This window comes from Teichococcus oryzae, assembly GCF_008386565.1.
Taxonomy (GTDB): Bacteria; Pseudomonadota; Alphaproteobacteria; order Acetobacterales; family Acetobacteraceae; genus Pseudoroseomonas; species Pseudoroseomonas oryzae.
Genome location: NZ_VUKA01000011.1, coordinates 24,752 through 46,249 on the forward strand (window position 1 = coordinate 24,752; position 21,498 = coordinate 46,249).

The window sequence follows — 21,498 nt, forward strand, 5'->3', positions numbered from 1 at the left end:
GGCGGCCCGTGACGGGCCACCCGCCATTCCCATGTCAGGCCAGGAAGGAGCGCAACGACTTGCCGCGCTTCGAAACCTGAAGCTTCTTCAGGGCCTTGGCCTCGATCTGGCGGATGCGCTCACGCGTCACGTTGAAGGTCTTGCCGACCTCCTCCAGCGTATGGTCGCTTTCGCCGCCGATGCCGAAGCGCATGCGCAGGATGCGCTCCTCGCGCGGGGTCAGGTCGGACAGGATGCGCATGGTGGCATCGCGCATCGAGGAACGGGCCGCCGCCTCGAACGGCACCACGGCGTTCTCATCCTCGATGAAGTCGCCGAGGCGGCCATCGTCATCCTCGCCCACCGGATTCTCCAGCGACACCGGCTCCCGCGCCAAGCGCTGCACGGCGCGCACCTTGTCCACGGACATGCCGAGCTCGCCCGCCAGTTCCTCCGGCGTCGGCTCCCGGCCGGCCTTCTGGGCGAAGCGGCGGCTCATGCGCGCCACCTTGCCCACGGTTTCCGTCATGTGGACGGGAACGCGGATGGTGCGTGCCTGATCGGCCAGCGAGCGGGTGATCGCCTGGCGCACCCACCAGGTGGCGTAGGTGGCGAATTTGAAGCCGCGCCGCCAGTCGAACTTGTCGACCGCGCGCATCAGGCCAATGTTGCCTTCCTGGATCAGGTCGCCGAACATCAGGCCACGGTTGCGGTAACGCTTGGCGATGTGCACCACGAGGCGCAGATTTGCCCGGGTCAGCTCTTCCTTCGCCTTGCGCATGTCGCGCTCGCCCTGACCGACCTCGGCGCAGACGCGGCGCAGTTCGGCGGCGGGAAGGCTGGCCTCCTGCTCCAGACCGGCAATGGCGGCACGCAGTTGCGGCAAACCTTCGCGCAGCTCGGCCAGGGCCGCCTCCCGGCGGGCGGAGCTGGTCTTCTGCGCGGCGGCGGCGGCCAGCAGGGCCTGCATGCCCTTCTCGCTGCCATCCCAAAGGCGCAGCACCAGCTCGCGATCCATGCGGGCCGCGGTGGCCATGCGCAGGGCGCGGCCATCCAGGCTCAGAAGCCGGCGGTTCACGTCCCGCATCTGCCCGACCAGCAGGTCGAGCCGCGCCGGGCGCAGCCGCAGTGCCCCGAAAAGCCCCACCATCTCGACCCGGAAGGCCAGGGCGGCCTCGCTGTTCATCGGCAGCTTGCGCAGGGCGTCATGCGCCTCGATGGCCGCGGTGAAGGCCGCCAGCACCTCGGGCTTCATCTTTTCGTCGAGGGTGGCGTGCGGTGCCGGCTCGCCTTCCTCGACCTCCTCCGCCTCGGCGGCGGCGGGGCTGGCGGCATCGGCCGCCATGGCTTCCAGCTCCACCACGTCACGCAGCGGCATCTGCCCCTGTTCCAGAGCCGCGCGCCACTCGCGAAGGTGGTTGAAGCTCAGCGGGCTTTCGCAAAGGCCCGCCAGCATGGCGTCCCGGCCCGCCTCAATGCGCTGGGCGAGGGCGATTTCCTGCTCACGGGTCAGCAGGTCGGTGCCGCTCATCTCACGCAGGAACATGCGGACGGGGTCGTCGGAACGGGCCATGGTGGCCTCGTTGACGTTGCCGCCCTCCTCGCCCTGCTCTTCGCCGGAGGTTTCACCCTCCTCCTCGGCCGGCCGCTCCTCTTCCTCCTGATCGGAAGCCGAGGCGGGGGCATGCCCTTCCTGATCGGGATCAACAAAGCCTTCGGCGAATTCGGGGCGCCAGTCGGGATCGGCGGACAGGTCCTGCTCCATGCGGTCGCCGTTCTCCTGGCCGTCACGCCGCAGGATGCCGCCGAACGCCACACGCGGCTTGAGGCTCGCGCCGTTCTCGCTCTCACCCTGATCCGGCGCGCCGTAGTTAAACATCCCGTCCATGCGATTCACCCGTGCTTCTTTCGTCTTCTGGGGGACCTGGAAGATCCCTGGACCCGGCCCTGCTCCGCCTTTGACACGAACCGGCCCGACACGTCGCAAGGGACATGCGGGCTGGGGCGCAGAACGGGACTGGATGCCACTCGCGTGTGGCCACGCGTTACATAGGAATTTCAAACGACCGGAAACACCCCTCGGCAACCATCCTTTGTGTCATGACAGCCTTGCCCAAGCGCCTCGCCTCGATCGAAGGGACGCCATATGCCAGAAGGTTGGGCATCTTTGCATCACAGAAGATGACCTAGCGGCTTAAAAACCGTCATCGCCCAGTCACGATCCGTCATCCGAGTGGCGGACCTCCATCAGCCTGCTGGTCTGGCATGCGAAGGATGCAATGGTCGGCTGGTGCTTTGGTTGTGGCGGACCGATGGGACGCGCCTTCCTTGGCTGTGATGCGGTGCGACGTTGCTTCAAGGGTTTCAGGTACCTGCCGGCAGCCGGGCCGGACGATGCACTGTCCAGGAGCAGTGCTGGGCTCGTCCGCTTCCGGTTCTTCAGGGCGCCAGGTCCAAGCTTCAAATGACTCGCCCAATGATGACCTCAGGCAAAAGCTATGCCGCCGTGAAGCCGGAATGCTTCATTCTTGCCCTGACATCCAGGTGTGAACCTTGCCAGCAGCCGGAAAGCTTCCGCCGCCCCCGATTCGTGAACCTTGCCAGCCTCCTTGGACAACTACCTTGTGAACCTTGCCAGCGAAATAGCCGAGGGTAGAGCCTAGACGCTGTGAACCTTGCCAGCAGGAAGCACAGGCCTATTTCTGATTAAAAACATCACTCTATTCAGTTACTCACAGGAACCCTGCCAGCCCTTTACAATAACAATAACCCTTATTCCTGAAGCATTGCCCGGTGATGGCAAGGTTCACAGCGGCGCTGGCAAGGTTCGCATCGACGGGCCAATCTTTGCCGTGCAGGGTGCGCCCCATGGTCGACGCGAAAGCGAAATCTCCCGGCAGCACGGCACAGGAGCAGGGCGAGCTGTTTCCAGCGGCGGCCACTGTGCATGACGTGGTCGAGGCACGGGGAGCCAGAGGCGCCGTGCAGGCCGCCCAGGTCGCAGTGCTGGATGGCAAGGCCGCCAGCCTCCCCAAAGTATTGGCCGGCCGCATGGGCCGGCAGATCGCGGACACGGCTTCATCGGCCATTGTTCGGGAGTTCGAGGGCGGCAGCGAGATCGCTTACAGCTATTCGGCCTGGTGCCTCGCGGGCCTGCCGCATCGGGACCAGCCGAAGGACCAGAACTGGCTGATCGAGACCGATTTCGCCCGCCTTCTTGTCCGGCCAGGGGTCCGCCTTCGCGACGACAACAGTCAGGAATTCATCGGCACGCCCTTCGGCAGCTATGCCCGGCTGCTGATGATCGACTGGCAGACCGAGGCGCTGGAGCGCGGCAGCCGCGAGATCCATATGGGGCGCTCGGCCAGCGCGGTGGTGGCCAGGCTGGGTATCAACCGGGGCGGTCCCAGCAATGGCAAGGTCGCGGACCAGCTTGAGCGGCTGGCGACCTGCACCGTCGATTTTAGCTTTGGCAGTGACAAGAAGGGCGTCATCGTCAATCAGCGGCTTGTGGACGCTTTCAGCTATGTCGGCGAGCGGGACCCCCGCTCCAAGCGCACCGCCCGTCTGGTTGAGCGCGTGATGCTGTCGGAGGCCTTCTTCAACGAATTGCGACGGCACCCGGTGCTCGTGGACCGGGCCGCCGTTCGTGACCTGACCACATCTCCGCTGGCCATCGACATTTATCTCTGGCTTGCCTACCGCCTGCATTCCCTGCCCAAGGAGACGCCGATCGGGTGGGACCGCCTGTGGCGGCAATTCGGTTCTCGCGTGGGGGCCTTGAAGAATTTCAAGACGCAGTTCGAGGGGCCGCTGCACCTGGCGCTTTCCGCCTACAAGAATGCCCGCGTCCGGGTGACGGATCGTGGCCTCCTGCTGGAACCTTCCCCACCCCCCATCAGCCCCTGACCGCCGGACGTGGCGGACCGGCTTGCAAGGTTCGCATCGCCACGGAAGTCAGTCATCCTGCAGCAGGGAAGGCAGGCGATCGGCCAGACGCTGGACGGTGCCGTCCGGCAAGGATGTCGCGAAGCGGAACACCCACTGCCCGCCATTCCGCGTCAGGGTGCCGATGCGCTGCCCCTGGTGAACAACGTGGCGCCGTTTCGGGTTGCCGGATTGTCCCGGCGAGGGGACCCCCCTCCCCTCGGCGACCCGCATCAGCAATGCGATCTGCTCATCCGGATCGACCCCACCCTCCTCCGGACCTGCCGCTTGGGCTTGCCGGTCGAGCGCCGCCAGGATGCGAGGCAGCATCCCGGCATCGGCGTCAATGGCCTCCATGACCCGCCGCGCACGCAGCATGGCGAGCCTGCGAGGCGCGCGCAGGCGCTCCGTGATCTCTGGCGGAAAGCGCGATAGCCGGAGGTAAAGGCTGAAAGTCGATGGATCCAGACCAAACTGTGCCGCGAGATCCCGTCCCTGAAGCTTCATCCGCGTGCGAACCTCGGCAAACCAGCGTGCCCGCTCTAGCGCCGAGATGTCTTCCCGCCGTTCATTTTCCGAGAACTGCACACGCAGCATCGCGGCCTCATCGAGGTCGCGCCGGCGCGCCAGCACGGAAATGCCCAAGCGGCGACAGGCTTCCAGACGCCGCCGCCCCGCGGCAATCTCGTAACCCTGCCCGTTGTGACGCACAGTGATGGCGTCGTTCTGGCCATTGGCGCGGATATCCTCCAGCAGCGCCAGGAATTCCGGCCCGTCGAATGCGCCCGGCAAACGGTCACGTGGCAGCGTGTCGTTCACCAGCCCAGGATCAAGAAAAAGGAATTCGTCCGCGCTGTCGCCTGCTGTCCCGGCCACGGAGCGAGCCTGGGTCAGCTCTTTTTCCAGAGCCTGGTTGGCCGAGCCCGCAGCCGCCAGATCCGCTTCCAGCCTCGCGATGCGCTCCTTCAAGCTTTCCGAAGCAAGGCCAAGCGCCAAGCTTGGCCGGTGCGGAGTGGGTTCCGCCGCCTCGGCAACTGGCGCTAGCTGCGCCGTGCTTTCGAGCACGGCCTGGGCCAGGGCGCCAAAGCGGGAATTGCGCTTGCTCATGCCGATCCCTTCTTCATGGCGCGGCCCCAGCCCAGCCGCATCTGCTCCACCAGCGCCTGATTGACGCCGTTCACGCTGGCCAGCACCCGGTTATAGGCGGCCCGGTCCGTGCTCGGCTCGTATTCGTACAAGGTTTCCTTGCCGAACCCCGCCGTGCCGACGACACGGGAATGAAGAAATGCCCCAGGCAGCACCAGATCGCCGAAGCGGTCCCGCAGCAGCGCAGCGAGGGCTTCCTGGCTCCGGTCCGCAGGATCGAAATCCGTGAGCAGAATTTGGCTAAAGCCAAAACCGAGGCTTTGGCCGAAGGCGGCCTCGAAATCCGCCGTATATCCAGCGAGATGCGAGAAGAACGCACCCGTCGATGCAAGGTCGGTCATGGTTGCCCGCGTCGGAATCACCAATCCTGTCGCAGCATGCAGTGCCGTCGTCATCAGCATGTTCACATCGGGGCGGGTGTCCACCACCATGACATCATAGCGCTCCTGGAGCTGTTCCCGCAGGGCGGCCAGCTCATCGAAATACAGGGTTCCCTCTGCCTTGCCGCTGGCGGCCCGGCTCGAGAGGATATCTTCCGCTTCACCTAAGGCCGGTCCTGCGGGGAGCAGGTCGATCGACGGCCAATAGGTCCTTCGGCAAAGCCGTTGCAGAAGTTCCGGGGCATCCAGCGTTGGCCGCTGAAGCCAAGCGGTGAAGCAATCCTTTCCTTGAACTTCATGCACCGGATCAAGGCCGAACTGGGCAGTGGCACTGCCCTGGCTATCCAGATCGATAAACAGGACATGGTAGCCCGCGAGGGCAAGATACTGGGCAAAATGCACGCTGGTGGTCGTCTTCGCGGAGCCGCCCTTGAAATTGGTGAACACAATGGATGCCATAGGCTCATCGGCCCTGCGCTTTGGCCAAAGATCTAGCCGTTTCAGCTTCAGGGCGGCGGCCTGCCTTGCATCCAGGAGTTCCTGAAAACTCATGCGCGCCCTTGGCGCGATGCCTTTGCCGCTGCTTTCCAGTTTTGCCACCTGGCGAACCTGCCGGGGCGTCAATCCCATCAGCGAGGCGGCTTCCTGAACGGAAAACTGGCGCAGGCGCTTGCGCTTGTCGGGCGCGTTCTCGACTTCGATGGCGGTTCGCTGTGCGGCTTGCAGGACCTCGGCCACATGGCCAAAAATGCGATGTGTGCTCATCGTGCTCCCGAGGGTTCCTAAGACATTGCCATACAGGTTTTCCTTCGCGTAATTACCCTTCATAGTCAATCTCGATTGGATGCATCCAATCCATGCCCCCCCATCTGCGGCGCTGATTGGATGCATCCAACTTCTAGGAGACAGCATGAAGCAGCTTGCTGAGCGGGAGCGGGTGAAGGCCCGCATCCGCGCCCTGCTTGCCAGAACGACCCAGAATGGCTGCACGGAGGCCGAGGCGCTGGCGGCGGCGGAAATGGTGGGCCGCCTGCTGCAGCATTACGCCCTGACCATGGACGAGGTAGCCCTGAGGCAGACACCTTGCGTCCAGCAAAGCGTGGCCTGGCCTGGCATCCGGCGGCGGCCGATTGATTGCTGCATTCCGGCACTGGCCCGGTTCTGCGATTGCAAGGTCTGGATCCAGCGGGAGGATGGCAAGGCGGCCTATGTCTTCTTTGGCATGGAGCAGGATGTTTCCCTGGCGCTCTACCTTCACGATGTGATCCTTCGCAGCATCACCAGCGAGAGCCTGATGTTTCGCAAAAATCATCGCCACTTGCAGGGCGCGGCCTTGGCCGGAGCGCAGCGACGCTATCAGGCGGGAATGGCAACGCGCGTTGCGGAGCGCCTGGAAGCATTGCGGCGAACACTTCATGACGAACTCCACCGGCAGCATTCGCAGGGCAGGACCCTGATTCTTGCCAAGGATCAGACGGTGGAAGCGGCGTTCAAGGCCACCACTATCCGGCTGGTGAAGGGGCGGGGGCAGGTCATCCGGGCCGATCATGCCTACAGGGATGGCTATGCAGCGGGAGATCGGGTCAACCTGAACCGCCCTCTCAGGCAACAAGATGCCTCACTGCTTAGATGACGCCTGACCGGCAGCGGAGCCGTGTTTACCAGTGGGAGGATCGGGAAGTTGCCCCCCGCGACCTGACTCTCCTGTCCTTCGGGATCTTGCAGCCAATGGTGGACGCGATCTGGCTGGAACTGGAGCTCGAATACCCACCTAAGGTCGAACGACTGCCTCCCCGGTTCTCCCGCCGGATCGCCGATGCATCCCGCCTTTGCATCCGTGTAGCGGCCGAGATTCCCTCCTGGGTGCTGCTGCACGAATTGGCGCATGTCCTGAGCTCGACAGCGGATGGCAAGACCGATGGGCACGGGGCGGTTTTCATGGGATTGTATGCGCAACTGCTGGCACGCTATCTGAGATGGCCCCCGGCAGAACTGCTCGCCTCGATGGAAAAGGCGCAGCTTGGATATGAGAGGACTGCACGCCCGCTTTTCGTCGATCCTTCGCAGAAGTGGGACCTGGCCTTGTGAACCTTGGCAGCCCGTCATGACCGCTGCTTGACGGTAAGGCAGGTAGCTCGCAAAATTTTTGAACCACGAGAAAAAAGGGGAAATTGCCATGCCGCATGATGGCCATGAGCACCATGATCTTCCTGCATCGGCGCCGGAGGATGGCTGGAAGCATAGCGGTGTGCGGGTGATCCCCGCTGGGAGCTTCGATACCGGAACTGCCCAGACGCAGGGGATGAACCGGGCCGCCGCCATCAATCTGGCACGCGTCGGGGCCCAGAAGATCTGGGCTGGCACAGTTCACATCCATGCCAACGCCAAGACCGGCGCGCATCACCATGGACCGCTGGAAAGCGTGATCTATGTCATCAAGGGCAAGGCCCGGATGCGCTGGGGCGAGAAGCTGGAATTCACCGCCGAGGCGGGGCCGGGCGACTTCATCTATGTGCCGCCCTTTGTGCCGCATCAGGAGATCAACGCGTCTTCCGATGAAACGCTTGAATGCGTCCTTGTGCGCAGCGACAACGAGGCCGTGGTGGTGAACCTTGACATCGAGCCGGTGGAGAAGCCGGAGGACGTGGCCTGGGTGGACCCGATCCACAAGGATCCCGCCGCCGGCTGACCCATCAGGCGGCGGGCAGCATCCGCACCTGAACGCCGCCGGTTTGTTCCAGGACCTCCATCTGCACGCCATTGCCGCCGCGTCGGAGCAGAATGTCCGCTCGCCCGCCGCCCAGCTGCAGATTGTGCAAAGCCAGGTGATCCACCGAGGGCGGCAACAACGGGGAATCCAGCAGGATGGTGCGGCGAGCGGGATCAAAGCGAAGTCCGAGGCAGACGCCGAGCAGGGCGATCGGCGTGCCCGCCGCCCAGGCCTGCGGCGAACAGGCCACCGGATAAAGCGTCGGTCCCTCGCCTTGGCGACGCCGGAAGCCGCAGAACAGTTCCGGCAAGCGGTGGGCGGGATCATGTCCCGCTGCCCCCAACAGGCCGGAGAAGACCTGCATCGCGGCCTGGCGATAACCGTAGCGGGCGAAGCCTTCCGCGATCAGTGCGTTGTCATGGGGCCAGACGGAGCCGTTGTGGTAGCTCATCGGGTTGAAGCGTGCCGCGCGGGACGTCACGGTGCGAATGCCCCAGCCACAGAACGCGTCCGGCTCCAGAAGGGCCCGCACCATTTGCGCCGCTCGATCCGGCCGCGCGATCCCGCCGAACAGCGCATGGCCCGCATTGGAACTGCGTATGCGGCAGGGCCGCTTGCGCCCATCCAGCGCCAACACGTAGCTGCCAAGCTCCGCATCCCAGAAAGCGGCGTCGAAGCGCTCCTGAAGCTCCGTCGCGCGTGTTTCGAGCTGAATGGCGCGCGTAGCCTGACCAAGGGCACGGGCGATCCGGGCCGCGGCCAGCCAGGCCGCATGCACATAGGCCTGCAATTCCACCAGCGCGATCGGGCCCTCGGCGATGCTGCCATCATCATGGAAGATGGCGTCGTGGCTGTCCTTCCAGCCCTGGTTGACCAGCCCGTTCGGCGTCTTGCGGAGGTACTCGACAAAGCCGTCGCCGTCGCTGTCACCATGCTGATCGATCCAGCCCAGCGCCGCCTCGATATGGGGCCACAAGCCCTGCAAGGTGTCAGTGTCGCCGGTGCGGTCCAGATAGGCACCGGCCAGCATGATAAAGAGAGGCGTGGAATCCACGCTGCCGTAATAATGGCGGAACGGGATCTCCCCCAGCAGCGCCATCTCCCCCTGCCGCATCTCGTGCAGGATCTTGCCGGGCTCGGCATCATTCTCAGCATTCACTTCCCGCGCCTGATGCGCGGCAAGGAAGTGCAGGACGCCATGCGCCAGGCCGGGGTCGAGCCACAAGGTCTGCCATGCCGTGATCAAGGCGTCACGGCCGAACGGCGTGCTGTACCAGGGCGTGCCGGCGTAAGGGTAGGGGCCATGCGGCGTGTCCGTCACCAACATCGAAAGATCGGCCACGGAGCGGCGCAAGACCGCATTCAGCAGGGTGTCGTTGCTGTCCACCCTTGCCAATTTCGCGTTGGACAGGTGGCGGGCCGCGCGTGACTGGTGCAAGGCCACGCCGAACCCACGCCGTGGCGGCAATTCCTGCCCTTCGCCGCAGCGCACGGACAGGAAAAGGGTCGTGCGGCCATTTGCTCCGAGGACCAGCTCATGCACCGCGCGCTGCGCTTCGAGAAGGCGTGGCGGAGGATCGAAGCACAGGGCGGTCTGGCGCCGGATGCCGTCGAGGCCCGTATAGGACAGATGAACACCATTGTCCTTGAAGTCAGGCCGGTGATGCTCGCCATGCAGGGCTCGGCGGCGCCCACGAACCTCGAACAGATCCGCGAAATCGGCAGCGAAGTGGAATTCCAGCCGCAACCGGCATGGCGCTCCGGAGAAATTGCGGATCGCTAGCCGCTCATGCCAGGTGCCGCCCCAAAGAAAGCGCGTGCGGCGCAGATGCAGTTGCCCGCGGCCGAGGGGCGCGCCAAAGCCATTATCCGGTAGCGCCGGGTTGGTCAGGTCGGCGGTGAGCACGGAGTTGTCCGCCTGCAATCCGGCGCTGAGCTGCATTGGCCGGGCGCCGTTCAGACGCAGGCAAAGGAATGACAAATGCCGGGTATCGCGGTGGAAAAAGCCCTGGGAACCGCCGCCCAGCTCACCATCCGGGCCTGACACGGCAAAGCTTTCGCCATGCTTGAGGGTCATGGCATGGCTGTTTTGTGGCTCCGTATTATCTTCCGCCGCCACCATCGGGACCGGGGCATCCATCATCGGGACGGTGCACCAACGAACGGAAAATCATGGCGCATGCTGGGGCCGTTCCTCTTGAAACCTCATTATGCGTAAAGAGTTGGAGCCCTCCGCTTCAAGCGATTTCCGGATTGCCGGCCGGGAAAATCCACTCGGTCTTTCAACTCTCCAGGGAAATATCCAACGTCAGGCTGACGGTGGTCGGTGGGCCGCATTCCACCACGACCGGCTCGCCGCCGCCGATCAGGCGGATCAGGGCCAGGCCGGACTGACCGTTCTCCCCGCTCCGCCTTGCGGCCTCAGCCGGCAGTCTGAAGCCAGGGCCCTGATCCGTGACAAGCACCCGGAGGGAACCCGCCACAGGGTCATGTTGCAGGGAAAGGGCCACGTCGCCGGCCCCGTGCCGAACGGCGTTGGACAACAATTCCCACACAACCATGCCAAGGCGTGGCGCATCGAGGGCGCTCAACATGAAAGACGGGCCAAGATCGGCCCGGACCCGCCGCGCGTTTCCTGGCAACAGCCGGCGAAAGCTGTCCACCAGGGTTCCCAGATAATCCCCGGCGGAAATCCGCCGGCTCATCGGCTGGCCGCGAAGGCGGGTGTGGAGGTCGGCCACTGCCTGGATGCGTCCCGCCGCGGCGGCCAGGCGGTCCGCCAACTCCTTGTCTTCCACGGCCAAGGCCTGGAGGCACAGGGCGTCATTGACCATCTGCAGCCCGTTCCCGACCCGGTGGTCCATCATCTGGATCACCTGGTCCCGTTCACGCAGCAATCGCTGATAGCGTGCCTGGATGCGGTCTGTTTCGCGCCGTGCCGCCAGCAGGCTTTGTTGCTGTGCCGCCAGCTCCTCCTGCCGGAGCCGAAGCTCCCAATGGGCCGCCAGCATCCCGGCCAGGGATTGCAGCCTCTGGTGGTCATCTTCCGAGAAGCCGGGGGCAGGTGGCTCCGCGGACAGGATTATCAGGGCGCCGCGCTGCTCATCCCGAACAATGAGAGGGGCCGAGGCACAGAAGCGGGTCGTGAAGCCGCGCAGCCGCGGCAACGCGGCGGCCTGGCCAGGGATGTGTCCCTTATCCTCTATCACCATCGGCCTTTCCTGCCGGGCCAGCCAACGCCATGCCGCCCTGTCGCACTCCTCCAGCGGCCAGCCCACCTCCTGGCCCTGCGGCAACGGCGATGTGAGGCAGGCAAAGGCCGTTGTCACGCCGAAGGCGGCGCAGGCCAGATCGGCCACCTGCTCGATGCTCCGCCCCATTTCCGTTCGCGGCCGCTGGCGGCTCCCACCCGAGCGGATGCCGAGGACCGCCAGATCCGAGCTTCGCGCGAGCAATGGGGTCGGAGCAGCGGATCGAGGCTGCTCGAACGGCAGGGCTTGGCCCAAGGTGATTTACTCCAAATAGGCCTGCTTGTTCGCTGAACACACTTCAGGGTTGAGCGAAGCGGCGCATCTAGGTGGCATACTTTCTGAATTTTTGCTTCATCACAATCTTGAGTTGCGGATTGATGCGCATTCAAAAAGAAAAGGACTGGGCAAGCTTCCTGGTGCAACTCCGGAGAAGGCAGATCTGGCCTGCTGCATTTCGGAAATAGCCACCTCGCAAGGCTTTTCTGTTGCCCTGAAATCACAAAAGCGCGAGTAATAGCTGCGAGGGCTAGAAATGCCCGATCGGGAATCGCCGGTCAAACGGCGCCTGATCACCCAAGAACAGGAGGCGCAACATGGTGACTGGCGCGGAGTGGTGGCGCGGCGCAGTGCTGTATCAGATCTATCCGCGCAGCTTCGCGGACAGCAATGGCGATGGGATCGGCGATCTGAAAGGCATCGAGGCCCGGCTGGAATATGTGGCCGGCCTTGGTGTGGACGCGATCTGGATCTGCCCTTTCTATGCTTCTCCGGGAAAGGATTTCGGGTACGACATCTCCGATCATGTGGCGATTGATCCGCAATTCGGCTCCCTGGAGGATTTCGACCGTGTCCTTGCCAAGGCGCACCGGCTGGGCCTGCGGGTCCTGCTCGACCTGGTCGGCGGCCACACCTCGGATCGGCACCCCTGGTTCCAGCGCAGCCGGATGTCGCGCGATTCGGTTGAAGCCGATTGGTATGTCTGGGCGGACCCATCGCCTGATGGAACCCCACCAAACAACTGGCTGAGCGTTTTCGGCGGCCCCGCCTGGAAGTGGGACCCGCTTCGCCGCCAGTACTACCTGCACCATTTCCTCGACAGCCAGCCCAGTCTGAACCTTGCCAGCCCCGGCGCGCTTGATGCGATGCTGGAGGTGGGCGAGTTCTGGTTGAAGCGGGGCGTGGATGGTTTCCGCCTGGATGCCATCGATTTCCTGGCGCACGATCCGGCGCTGCGCAACAACCCGGCACGTCCCACGGCCGATGGCCGCACGCCGGCCAAGCTGTTCGGCCTGCAAAGTCATGATCACGACATGATGCATCCGGATACGCTGGCGATCCTGGGCCGCATCCGGGCACTGACCGACCGCTATCCGGGAACCGCCACCCTCGGCGAGATCTCCAGCCAGGACGGCGCCTTTGATCGCATCCGCCGCTACACATCGGGGGAAGGGCGGCTGCACATGGCCTATACCCTGCGGCCACTGCGGGGCGGCTTCGACCATGCCACGGTGGAAGGACTGATCGACGCTGCGTCGGCCGACACGGCCGGGGAGGGGTGGCCTTGCTGGTCTTTCTCCAACCACGACGTGGAACGGGCTGCGAGCCGCTGGAAGCCGGTCGGAGCGAAGGAGCGCGACCCGCGCTTCTTGCGGCTTCTCGCCATGCTGCTGTTGTCGCTCCGCGGCAGCGTCTGCCTTTACCAGGGCGAAGAGCTTGGCCTGCCGGAAGCCGAATTGGCGCTGGAGGACATCCGGGATCCCTTTGGCCTGACCTACTGGCCTGAATTCCGTGGCCGCGACGGCAGCCGCACGCCCATGCCATGGGAAGCCGCGATGCCGAATGCCGGCTTTTCCGCGGGAAAGCCCTGGCTTCCGGTTCCGGAAGCGCATCGCGCCCTCGCGGTGGACCGCCAGGAGGCCGATGCCGGTAGCTTGTTGCAGATGTGGCGCCGTGCCCTTGGCTTGCGGCGGGCCTGCCCGGCCCTTGTGCGTGGCACGCAGCGCCGGCTCGATCTTCCGGCGCCGCTGGTGGGCCTGGTGCGGGACTATGCCGGCCAGAGCGTGCTCGCGGTCTTCAACCTGTCGGCCGAGCCGGTGCGGCTGAAGTTGCATGAATTGTCGGGCGCGACGCCGCTGCCGGACGTAGCCGGGCTGGGCGCCCGGATCGGGATGGAGGATGCCGGCGGCATTGCCATGCTGCCACCCTTCGGCGCCTTGCTGGCGCAGCTGGATACCGCCCAGGCTCCGGTGCGGCCACTGGAGTTGCAGCACGGCTGAGGCGGCAAGGGCTGGGTAAACCCTTGCCCGGCCAGCCATGGCCGTGTTCTCTGGAAAAAGGGCCCAGGAGAGGCCATCGCCAGTCCTGGTTCCCTTGATCGGAGACAGGTTCCATGCATCGCCGCACCCTGCTGGCCGCCGCCGCGGCCTCCGCCCTGGCCCGGCCTTCCTTGGCGCAGCCGGCCAGAGGGCGCGTGCTGAGATATGTGCCGCAATCCGATCTCACCGTCACCGATCCGGTGCTGACCACCGCCTACATCACCCGGACCCATGGGCTGCTGATCTGGGACCAGCTTTATGGGCTGGATGCCGAGTTGCGCCCGCAGCCGCAGATGGTGGAACGCCATGCCGTCGGGGATGATGGCAGGCTCTGGACCTTTCGCCTGCGGGAAGGCCTGCTTTTTCATGACGGTGAGCCGGTCCGCGGCCGGGATTGCATCGCCTCCGTCCGGCGATGGGCGCAGCGCGACGCGCTCGGCCGGGCTTTGCTGGCCCGCATCGAGGAGATGGCGGCACCGGATGACCGCACCTTCACGATCCGCCTGAGGCGGCCTTTCGCGGCCATGCTGGAAGCCCTGGGCAAGGTCGGCCCTTCCGCCCTTTTCATCATGCCGGAGCGCCTCGCCAACACGCCGCCGAACCAACCTATCCAGGAAATGATCGGTTCCGGCCCGTTCCGCTGGAAGGGCGACGAGCGCGTGGTCGGGGCCCGCGTGGTTTACGAGAAGTTCGCCCGCTACAGGCCGCGCGACAGCGGCACGGTGTCCTGGGCCGCGGGCCCGAAGCGCGCGCAGTTCGACCGCGTGGAATGGCACGTCATGCCGGACCCCGGCACCGCGACGGCGGCCCTGCAGAATGGCGAGGTGGATTGGTGGGAAAACCCGCCAAACGACCTGCTGCCATTGCTGGAAGGCAATCGTGGCATCGCCACCCAGCGCGCCACCCCGCTGGGCACCGTGGGCACTGGCGTGTTCAACCACCTGCATCCGCCCTTCAACAATCCGGCGATCCGCCGCGCCGTGCTCGGCGCGGTCAACCAGGCGGACTACATGACGGCCGCCGCCGGCACGGATCGCAGCCTGTGGCGCGCGCCCATCGGCATCTTCACGCCGGAAACGCCAATGGCCACGCGCGCCTCGCTCGATGTGTTCGGCACGCCGCCGGGGCTGGAGCGCTCCCGACAGGCGCTGCGGGAAGCCGGCTACAAGGGCGAGAAGGTGGTGCTGCTGTCACCTTCGGACCAGCCCGTGCTGGCGGCGCTTGGCGATGTCTGCCACGACATGCTGAAGAAGCTTGGCATGAATGTGGATTATGTTGTCAGCGACTGGGGCTCGCTGGTGCAGCGCCGCGCCAGCAAGGCGCCGCCGGATCAGGGCGGGTGGAGCATGTTCAACACGACCTGGGCGGGCCTCGACATGATCAACCCGGTGACGGCCCAGGTGCTGCGTGCCGGCGGGGAAAGCGGCTTCTTCGGCTGGGCCGACATTCCGCGCCTTGAGGAACTGCGCGAGGAATGGCTCGATGCCCCGGATCTCGACGCGCAAAGGTTTCTCGCCCGGGAAATCCAGGCAGTGGCCATCCGGGAAGTGCCGTTCCTGCCGCTTGGCCAGTATTTCTACAAGACCGCCTATCGCCAGGACCTGCGCGACGTCGTGGGCGGCCTGTTCGTGTTCTGGAATGCGCGCCGCGCCTGAATCAAGGAATGACCATGTCCGCCCTCGACCATATCCGTCGCTACCATGATGGCCTGACCGCCATCCGCCGTGACCTGCATGCCCATCCCGAACTCGGCCTGGAGGAGCATCGCACCGCTGGCATCGTTGCGCGCCTGCTGGAGGAATACGGGGTGGACGAGGTGCATCGCGGCGTGGGGCGCACCGGGGTGGTCGGCGTGCTGCGCGCAGGAAGCGGCAACCGCGCCATCGGCCTGCGCGCCGACATGGACGCATTGCCGATGAGCGAGATGACGGGGCTGCCCTATGCTTCCACCATTCCGGGCAAGATGCATGCCTGCGGCCATGACGGCCACACCACCATGCTGCTCGGCGCCGCGCGCTACCTCGCGGAAACGCGCAACTTCAACGGCACTGTCCACCTGATCTTCCAGCCGGGCGAGGAAGGCTGCGGCGGCGCGCTGGCGATGCTGGAGGACGGGCTGCTGGACCGCTTCCCCTGTGATGCCCTGTACGGCATGCACAACGCGACCGATCTCGAAATCGGCGAATACGCGATCGGCAGTGGTGCCTTCATGGCGGGCGGCGCCTTCTTTGACATCACCATCCATGGGAAAGGCTCGCATGGCGCGCGGCCGGAAGTCAGCATCGATCCTGTTCTGACCGCCTGCCACATCGGCAGCGCCTTGCAATCCGTCGTGGCGCGCAACCTGTCGCCGCGCGACACCGCCGTTGTCAGCGTCACCCGGATCACCGGCGGCGATGCCTACAACGTCATTCCGCAATCGGCGACATTGTCGGGCACGGCGCGCTTCTTCTCCAACGAGGTGTCGGAGCAGATCGAGGCGGCGATGCGCCGCGTGGCGGAGGGTGTGGCCGCCGGCTTCGGCGCCACGGCGGAGCTGGATTACCGGCTGATCTTCGCGCCGCTGCTGAATGATCCGGAATGCAGCACTGCCATCGCCGATGCCGCGGCCGATCTGGTGGGCGATGCGCGGGTCACCAGGGACCGGGCGCCGCTGATGGGCTCGGAGGATTTCTCCTTCATGCTGGAGCGATCCACCGGAGCCTATATCCATGTCGGCAACGGACCCGGCGCCGCCCCGCACAACCCGCACTACAATTTCAATGACGCGGCCATTCCCTATGGCGCGGCGCTTTATGCCCGCATCGCCGAACGCAGCCTGAAGGCAGGGTGACCCTTTCTCAGCGGCGGGAACGCAGCCCGGCCATTCGCAGGGCCTTGTCCACCAGCCCCATGAAGCGCGGGGTGACCTCCCGCGCCGAGCCTTGCCCGTTGACCACGAAACGCCGTGGCAAGTCGGGCTGGTCGGTGCCCAGGCCCCAGAAACGCAGAATGCCATGGGTCGAGGAAAGGCCGGCATCCAGCAGATAGGGCCCGGCACGGCCGATCCGGCCATCGCCATCGCCGGGGGCGAGCGGCACGCCGTGGTCCAGGCCGGGGATGTTGTGGCTTTCCACCACCACCTCGCCGGTGCCGTTGCGCCAGCGCCGCACCGTGGCGGCACCCGCCTGCCGCTGTTCCGAAGGGGCGTCGAGGCGCAGGCCGTGGAGGTCGAGCCATTGCTTCAGGATTTCCTCGGCATTCTGCGGCTTCACCGTTACATCGGCATCGCCTTGCCAGACCGACAGGCGGGGCCAGGGACCCTGATGGGCCGAGGCGGTGCGCACCGCATTGCCCCGCTCCCGCGCGGGAAGGGCGGCGGGGTGGTACATGGCTTGAAAGGCTCCCCGCACCGTGTCTGCGGCCCCATGGGGCAAGCCGGCGAGAATGGCGCCGCCCGCGAAAACCTCCGGATAGCAGGCCAGCATGGCCGAACTCATGCCGCCGCCGGCAGACAGGCCGCTGATGAAGATGCGAGTGGGGTCGAGCCGGTGCTCGCGCTGGAGGATGGCGATCATCTGGCGGATCGAGGCAACCTCGCCGCTGTTCCGCGTCGTGTCACCCGGGTTGAACCAGTTGAAGCAAAGATTGGGATTGTTCTCCCGCCGCTGCTCCGGCAGCAACAGCACGAAGCCCAGCCGCTCGGCCATGGCCGACCATCCGCAGCCAAGGTCATAGCCCGCGGCATCCTGCGTGCAGCCATGCAGGGCCACCACCAGCGGGGCACCGGCGGGCAGGCCGGAGGGCACGAAGCACAGCATCCGCAACTCGCCTGGATTGGGCCCGAAGTCCGGGATCTTTATGAGCCGTGCCCGGGCTTCGGCCAGCCGCGCCCGATCTTCCGGCGAGGGCCGGCGATCACGGCGCAGCAGGCGGCCCCAGCGCTGCCTGAGCCGCACCAGTTCATCCAGCCCTGGATGCGTATTGCCCATGGCGCGCTCCTGTTGCCGGCTGCGGGCCGGCTCATGTTGCAGTGCAGCATATATGGATGCGCCAGCCCGGATTGTCATCCTTTCGCGGGAAGTCCTGGCCTGGAAGGACGGGCCGCGCTTTTCTTTCATTTTCGGAGGGCTGAGGCATGAACCTTGCGCAAGATCTGGCAGGCAAGCGGGTGGTGATCACCGGCGCCTGCGGCATTATCGGCGGCTGGCTGGCGGAAGCGTTCGGCAAGGCCGGGGCTCGCCTCTGCCTGACCGATGCGGACGCCGCCGGGCTGGCGCGGCTGTCCGCCGCCCTTCCGGAAGGCAGCTTCACCGAGCCGGCCGACCTGCGGGACGCTGCATCCATCGATGCTCTGGTGGCAGCGATCGGCGCCCGCTGGGGCGCGGCGGATGTGCTGGTGAACAATGCTGGTGTCTATCCCAGCGGCTTTCTGCTCGACATTGATGCCGAGGAATGGGACCGCATCTTCGACATCAATCTGCGCGGCCCCTTTCTGCTGACCCGTGGCATCGCCCGGCAGATGATCGCGGCAGGGGTGAAGGGCAATGTGATCAACATATCCTCCGGGGCCTCACGGAAGATGCGGCGCAGTGTCGTGCCTTACTGCACCTCCAAGACCGCGCTGGACCGGCTGACCAAGGGCTTCGCGCTGGAACTGGCCGAATACGGCATCCGGGTGAATGCCCTGGAGCCGGGTTTCGCGGCGGGCAGCACGGCGAGCCCGCTGACGGAGGCGCATGTCCAGGCCACTGCCGCCGGCATTCCGCTCGGCCGCGTGTCCTCCGCGGAGGATGTCGGCCATGCGGCGCTGTTCCTGGCCAGCAGCGCCGCCTCCTATGTCACTGGCACGTCGCTGGCGGTCGATGGCGGCAATTCCATCGGCAGCCTCCTCGTCCACCAGGAGAAGAAATCAGCTTTGTGAACCTTGCCAGCCCGGCGAGATGCCCTGGATGCTGGAAGCGGTGCCTGCGGGTTTGCTAGAAGGCGGGTCCCGGCCCGCATCGGTGCGGCATGACTTGGAAGGCAACGCCCATGAAGCTTCGTTCCGCGACCATTCTGCGGCCTCTGCTGGGCGCCCTGGCGATGTTGCTGCCGCTGGCGGGCGCGGCCGAGGGGCAGGGGCTGGTTTATGTCCTCAACTCCGGCGACGCCAACATCCAGGTCTTGGATGCATCCACGCGGCAGCAGAAATCCCGCATTCCGGTTCTGCGCGAAGTGCATCACCTGGCGCTGACCCCGGATGGCTCGACCTTGATGGTCGGCGATTCCGGAGCCAACGAGATGCTGTTCATCAATCCCGCCACTGGCGAGTTGCTGAAGCGCGAAACGCTTTCAAATCCCTACCATCTCGGCTTCAGCCCGGATGGCCGCACGCTGACCATCACCAGCCTGCGCCGCGACCAGGTGGATATTTATCGCTGGGACGGGCAGGCGCTGCAGCTCGCCAAGCGGCTGGATCTGCCTGACATGCCGAGCCATCTCGCCTACCGCCCGGACAACAAGGTGGTTTATGTCACGTTGCAGGCCAGCGGAACGGTGGTGGCCATCAGCCTGGAAACGCTGGAGCCGCTCTGGACGGCCGATGTGGGCCCCGAGCCTGCCGGCATCGTCTGGCACAAGGACCGGTTGCTGGTGGGCATCATGGGCAGTGACCATGTCGCGGTGCTGGACCCGGACACGCAGGCTGTGGAGCGGCGGATTTCCGTGGGGCGCGGCGCGCATGCCCTGTTTCCGGCGCCGGATGGCAAGACCATCTATGTCACCAGCCGGGTGGACAGCCGCATCACCCTGCTGGACCCGAACAGCCTCGAGGCCACCCGCACCCTGAACGTGCCGGGGGGGCCGGACTGCGTGACCTTTGATCCGCAGGGCCGCCTTTGGGTGACGTTGCGCTGGAAGGGACGGATCGGCATCGTCGATCCGGTCACCGGCGCCATGGAAACGCAGCGGGTGGGCCGCTCACCGCATGGAATCCTGTTCGCCGTCACGCCACCACAAGCCGCCGTGACGAACTGAGCATGGCCCGGCCAAGCCGTCGTGCCTTGCTGGCCGCCGCCACTGGCACCCTGCTGCCGCCGGCGGGCCAACCGGCCCAGGCGTCGCGCCCTACGACGCCGGGCCTGCCGCAATGCCGGACCGGCACGCTCTATCTCACCATCGACACGGGCTGGGGCCGGGAGGCGGAGGCGATCGCCGCGGCCATGCGGCGCCGCGATGTGAAGGCCACCCTGTTCCTGGCGAATGAGCCGACCTATCGCGGCGATTCCTCCCTCGGCGCCGGATGGGCCAGCTTCTGGCTGGCGCGGGCCGCGGAGGGCCATGCCTTTGCCAGCCACACCTGGCGGCACTGGTATTTCGCCGCCGATCCAGGGGCGGGGAAACTTCGCTATGTTTCACGCCGCGGCGAGGGCGCCGAGGTGCTGGATGGGGACGCCTTCTGCGACGAACTCGCCCGCCCAGTGGAACATTTGCGCAGCCTGGTGCCGGATGCGCGCATCCTGCCGCTTTGGCGGGCGCCCGGTGGCCGCACTACCCCGAATGCCTTGAAGCTGGCGGAGGCCTGCGGCCTGCGGCACCAGGGCTGGACGGCCCAGGGATTCCTGGGTGACGAACTGGACAGCGCCGCCCATTCCAATGCGGCATTGCTGCGCCGGGCCCTGACGCGCATCAGCGATGGCGAGGTGCTGATGATGCATTGGGGCGTGCGCAGCCGGCGCGAACCTTTCGGGATGGTCTTCGAGGAACTGATCGCCGGCCTGCAGGCCAAGGGTTTCTGCTTTGCCCTGCTGCCGGCGCAAGGTGTCGGGGCATGACGGAGCGGGGCGCATGATCAACTGGCTGCAGGATGCCTGGGACAGCATGAATGGCTGGATCTTCGAAATGCTGGTGCAGCCGGCCCTTTACGCGCTGGGCTTGATGGCCTGGGCGGAGGATGCCTTTGAATGGATCGACTTCGCCCTGTTCGGCCTGCTGCAGGTGCTGGTGGTGTACGTCATCTGCCGCCCGCTCGAGGCCTGGAAGCCGGTTGAGCCGCGCACCGATTCCCGCAGTATCCGTACGGACATCCTGTACACCTGCCTGACACGCCTCGGTTTGTTGCCGTTGCTGGCCTTTATTGCCTTCTCGGCACTGGAATCGCGCCTTTCGGGCCTGCTCGCGGGCAGCGGCTGGGTGCCGCCCACGCTGGAAACCCTGTTCCCGATCTTGCGGGACTGGCCGCTGCTGGCCCTCGCGCTTTACGTGGTGGCGCTGGATTTCGGCGAATATTGGCGGCACCGCTTCCAGCACCGCTTTTCCTGGTGGTGGTCGCTGCATGCGATCCATCATGCGCAGCGGCAGATGACCTTCTGGACCGATGACCGCAACCACATCCTGGATGACCTGATCGGCGCCTTCTGGTTTGGTGCCATCGCCCTGCTGATCGGCGTTCCGCCTGGCCAGTTTCCCATCGTGGTGGTGATCCTGCGGGTGGCCGAGGCCATGAGCCACGCCAATGTGCGCCTGTCCTTCGGCCCGGTCGGCGAGCGGCTTCTGGTATCGCCCCGTTTCCACCGGTTGCATCATGGCGAACTGGGTGCAGGGCGCGACGGCAAGAATTACGGCGTGCTGCTGCCGGTTTGGGACTGGCTGTTCGGCACGGCCGATTTCCGCCGCGACCTGTTTCCGGAAACCGGAGATCCGAGGCTGCCCGAGGAGATGGCGACAGGAAGCTGGCTGCAACAGCAATCTGCCGGCTTCCGCCGCCTAGGCCGCGCCCTGATGCGGCCCTTCCGGCGCGGTGCCGGGCGGGGCCGGCGCGCCTATTGACA

General features: G+C 65.7%; 18 protein-coding genes. 12 read left to right on the plus strand and 6 right to left on the minus strand.

The annotated features are described in order from the left end of the window. Positions 1–34: 34 nt before the first annotated feature. Positions 35–1,867: an RNA polymerase sigma factor RpoD gene (gene rpoD, locus F0Q34_RS16555; protein ID WP_149813354.1), complete on the minus strand. Its 1,833-nt coding sequence runs from the start codon at positions 1,865–1,867 to the stop codon at positions 35–37. A gap of 980 nt (positions 1,868–2,847) precedes the next feature. Here rpoD and F0Q34_RS16560 point away from each other — a divergent pair. Then, a complete protein-coding gene (locus tag F0Q34_RS16560) occupies positions 2,848–3,888 on the plus strand; it encodes a replication protein RepA (RefSeq protein ID WP_149813355.1) in 1,041 nt (346 codons plus the stop codon). A gap of 48 nt (positions 3,889–3,936) precedes the next feature. Here F0Q34_RS16560 and F0Q34_RS16565 read toward each other — a convergent pair whose 3' ends face one another. Beyond that, positions 3,937–4,875 (minus strand): ParB/RepB/Spo0J family partition protein, encoded by a 939-nt coding sequence (locus F0Q34_RS16565; RefSeq protein ID WP_241665540.1) that lies wholly within the window; start codon positions 4,873–4,875, stop codon positions 3,937–3,939. Positions 4,876–5,009: 134 nt separating this feature from the next. Beyond that, positions 5,010–6,197 carry an AAA family ATPase gene (locus tag F0Q34_RS16570; RefSeq protein ID WP_149813357.1) on the minus strand — a complete coding sequence of 396 codons (1,188 nt, stop codon included), beginning with the start codon at positions 6,195–6,197 and terminating at the stop codon, positions 5,010–5,012. 145 nt (positions 6,198–6,342) lie between these two features. Here F0Q34_RS16570 and F0Q34_RS16575 point away from each other — a divergent pair, with 145 nt between their 5' ends. From F0Q34_RS16575 to F0Q34_RS16585, 3 genes are all read left to right on the plus strand, one after another. Beyond that, a complete protein-coding gene (locus tag F0Q34_RS16575) occupies positions 6,343–7,065 on the plus strand; it encodes a DUF7168 domain-containing protein (RefSeq protein ID WP_149813358.1) in 723 nt (240 codons plus the stop codon). Between the two features lie 95 nt (positions 7,066–7,160). Next, positions 7,161–7,520 carry a hypothetical protein gene (locus F0Q34_RS16580; RefSeq protein WP_241665541.1) on the plus strand — a complete coding sequence of 120 codons (360 nt, stop codon included), beginning with the start codon at positions 7,161–7,163 and terminating at the stop codon, positions 7,518–7,520. A gap of 88 nt (positions 7,521–7,608) precedes the next feature. Next, entirely contained in the window at positions 7,609–8,121 is a 513-nt protein-coding gene (locus F0Q34_RS16585; RefSeq protein WP_149813360.1) for a cupin domain-containing protein, read from the plus strand. Positions 8,122–8,125: 4 nt separating this feature from the next. On the opposite strand, the gene F0Q34_RS16590 is transcribed toward F0Q34_RS16585, so the two are convergent. Together F0Q34_RS16590 and F0Q34_RS16595 are read right to left on the minus strand one after the other, a co-directional pair. Further along, positions 8,126–10,219: an amylo-alpha-1,6-glucosidase gene (locus tag F0Q34_RS16590; protein ID WP_161600916.1), complete on the minus strand. Its 2,094-nt coding sequence runs from the start codon at positions 10,217–10,219 to the stop codon at positions 8,126–8,128. 205 nt (positions 10,220–10,424) lie between these two features. Then, positions 10,425–11,522 (minus strand): sensor histidine kinase, encoded by a 1,098-nt coding sequence (locus F0Q34_RS16595; protein ID WP_149813362.1) that lies wholly within the window; start codon positions 11,520–11,522, stop codon positions 10,425–10,427. 175 nt (positions 11,523–11,697) lie between these two features. Between F0Q34_RS16595 and F0Q34_RS16600 the strand changes: the two genes are divergently transcribed. The 4 genes from F0Q34_RS16600 (at position 11,698) to F0Q34_RS16615 (ending at position 16,541) form a co-directional block, all read left to right on the plus strand. After that, positions 11,698–11,907 carry a hypothetical protein gene (locus F0Q34_RS16600; RefSeq protein ID WP_149813363.1) on the plus strand — a complete coding sequence of 70 codons (210 nt, stop codon included), beginning with the start codon at positions 11,698–11,700 and terminating at the stop codon, positions 11,905–11,907. 79 nt (positions 11,908–11,986) lie between these two features. Beyond that, positions 11,987–13,669, plus strand: coding sequence for an alpha-glucosidase (locus tag F0Q34_RS16605; protein ID WP_174242071.1), 1,683 nt, complete (start codon positions 11,987–11,989; stop codon positions 13,667–13,669). A gap of 113 nt (positions 13,670–13,782) precedes the next feature. Further along, a complete protein-coding gene (locus F0Q34_RS16610) occupies positions 13,783–15,363 on the plus strand; it encodes an ABC transporter substrate-binding protein (protein WP_149813364.1) in 1,581 nt (526 codons plus the stop codon). A gap of 14 nt (positions 15,364–15,377) precedes the next feature. Continuing rightward, on the plus strand, positions 15,378–16,541 hold the full coding sequence (locus F0Q34_RS16615; RefSeq protein WP_149813365.1) for a M20 aminoacylase family protein: 1,164 nt from the start codon (positions 15,378–15,380) through the stop codon (positions 16,539–16,541). A gap of 7 nt (positions 16,542–16,548) precedes the next feature. Here the strand turns inward: F0Q34_RS16615 and F0Q34_RS16620 are convergent, their stop codons facing one another. Beyond that, positions 16,549–17,679 (minus strand): extracellular catalytic domain type 1 short-chain-length polyhydroxyalkanoate depolymerase, encoded by a 1,131-nt coding sequence (locus F0Q34_RS16620; RefSeq protein ID WP_149813366.1) that lies wholly within the window; start codon positions 17,677–17,679, stop codon positions 16,549–16,551. A 146-nt stretch (positions 17,680–17,825) separates the two neighbouring features. On the opposite strand from F0Q34_RS16620, the gene F0Q34_RS16625 reads away from it, so the two are divergent. The 4 genes from F0Q34_RS16625 (at position 17,826) to F0Q34_RS16640 (ending at position 21,496) form a co-directional block, all read left to right on the plus strand. Next, a complete protein-coding gene (locus F0Q34_RS16625; protein ID WP_149813367.1) occupies positions 17,826–18,611 on the plus strand; it encodes an SDR family NAD(P)-dependent oxidoreductase in 786 nt (261 codons plus the stop codon). Between the two features lie 110 nt (positions 18,612–18,721). Then, positions 18,722–19,705 (plus strand): YncE family protein, encoded by a 984-nt coding sequence (locus F0Q34_RS16630; protein WP_149813368.1) that lies wholly within the window; start codon positions 18,722–18,724, stop codon positions 19,703–19,705. A 2-nt stretch (positions 19,706–19,707) separates the two neighbouring features. Next, positions 19,708–20,502 carry a polysaccharide deacetylase family protein gene (locus tag F0Q34_RS16635; RefSeq protein WP_149813369.1) on the plus strand — a complete coding sequence of 265 codons (795 nt, stop codon included), beginning with the start codon at positions 19,708–19,710 and terminating at the stop codon, positions 20,500–20,502. A gap of 13 nt (positions 20,503–20,515) precedes the next feature. Beyond that, positions 20,516–21,496: a sterol desaturase family protein gene (locus F0Q34_RS16640; RefSeq protein WP_149813370.1), complete on the plus strand. Its 981-nt coding sequence runs from the start codon at positions 20,516–20,518 to the stop codon at positions 21,494–21,496. Positions 21,497–21,498 lie beyond the last annotated feature (2 nt).

Coding starts and splice junctions, on each gene's coding strand:
- rpoD (WP_149813354.1), bottom strand. CDS start 1,867: ATGGACGGGATGTTTAACTACGGCGCGCCGGATCAGGGTGAGAGCGAG.
- F0Q34_RS16560 (WP_149813355.1), top strand. CDS start 2,848: ATGGTCGACGCGAAAGCGAAATCTCCCGGCAGCACGGCACAGGAGCAG.
- F0Q34_RS16570 (WP_149813357.1), bottom strand. CDS start 6,197: ATGAGCACACATCGCATTTTTGGCCATGTGGCCGAGGTCCTGCAAGCC.
- F0Q34_RS16575 (WP_149813358.1), top strand. CDS start 6,343: ATGAAGCAGCTTGCTGAGCGGGAGCGGGTGAAGGCCCGCATCCGCGCC.
- F0Q34_RS16580 (WP_241665541.1), top strand. CDS start 7,161: ATGGTGGACGCGATCTGGCTGGAACTGGAGCTCGAATACCCACCTAAG.
- F0Q34_RS16585 (WP_149813360.1), top strand. CDS start 7,609: ATGCCGCATGATGGCCATGAGCACCATGATCTTCCTGCATCGGCGCCG.
- F0Q34_RS16590 (WP_161600916.1), bottom strand. CDS start 10,219: ATGACCCTCAAGCATGGCGAAAGCTTTGCCGTGTCAGGCCCGGATGGT.
- F0Q34_RS16595 (WP_149813362.1), bottom strand. CDS start 11,522: ATGGGGCGGAGCATCGAGCAGGTGGCCGATCTGGCCTGCGCCGCCTTC.
- F0Q34_RS16605 (WP_174242071.1), top strand. CDS start 11,987: ATGGTGACTGGCGCGGAGTGGTGGCGCGGCGCAGTGCTGTATCAGATC.
- F0Q34_RS16610 (WP_149813364.1), top strand. CDS start 13,783: ATGCATCGCCGCACCCTGCTGGCCGCCGCCGCGGCCTCCGCCCTGGCC.
- F0Q34_RS16615 (WP_149813365.1), top strand. CDS start 15,378: ATGTCCGCCCTCGACCATATCCGTCGCTACCATGATGGCCTGACCGCC.
- F0Q34_RS16620 (WP_149813366.1), bottom strand. CDS start 17,679: ATGGGCAATACGCATCCAGGGCTGGATGAACTGGTGCGGCTCAGGCAG.
- F0Q34_RS16625 (WP_149813367.1), top strand. CDS start 17,826: ATGAACCTTGCGCAAGATCTGGCAGGCAAGCGGGTGGTGATCACCGGC.
- F0Q34_RS16630 (WP_149813368.1), top strand. CDS start 18,722: ATGAAGCTTCGTTCCGCGACCATTCTGCGGCCTCTGCTGGGCGCCCTG.
- F0Q34_RS16635 (WP_149813369.1), top strand. CDS start 19,708: ATGGCCCGGCCAAGCCGTCGTGCCTTGCTGGCCGCCGCCACTGGCACC.
- F0Q34_RS16640 (WP_149813370.1), top strand. CDS start 20,516: ATGATCAACTGGCTGCAGGATGCCTGGGACAGCATGAATGGCTGGATC.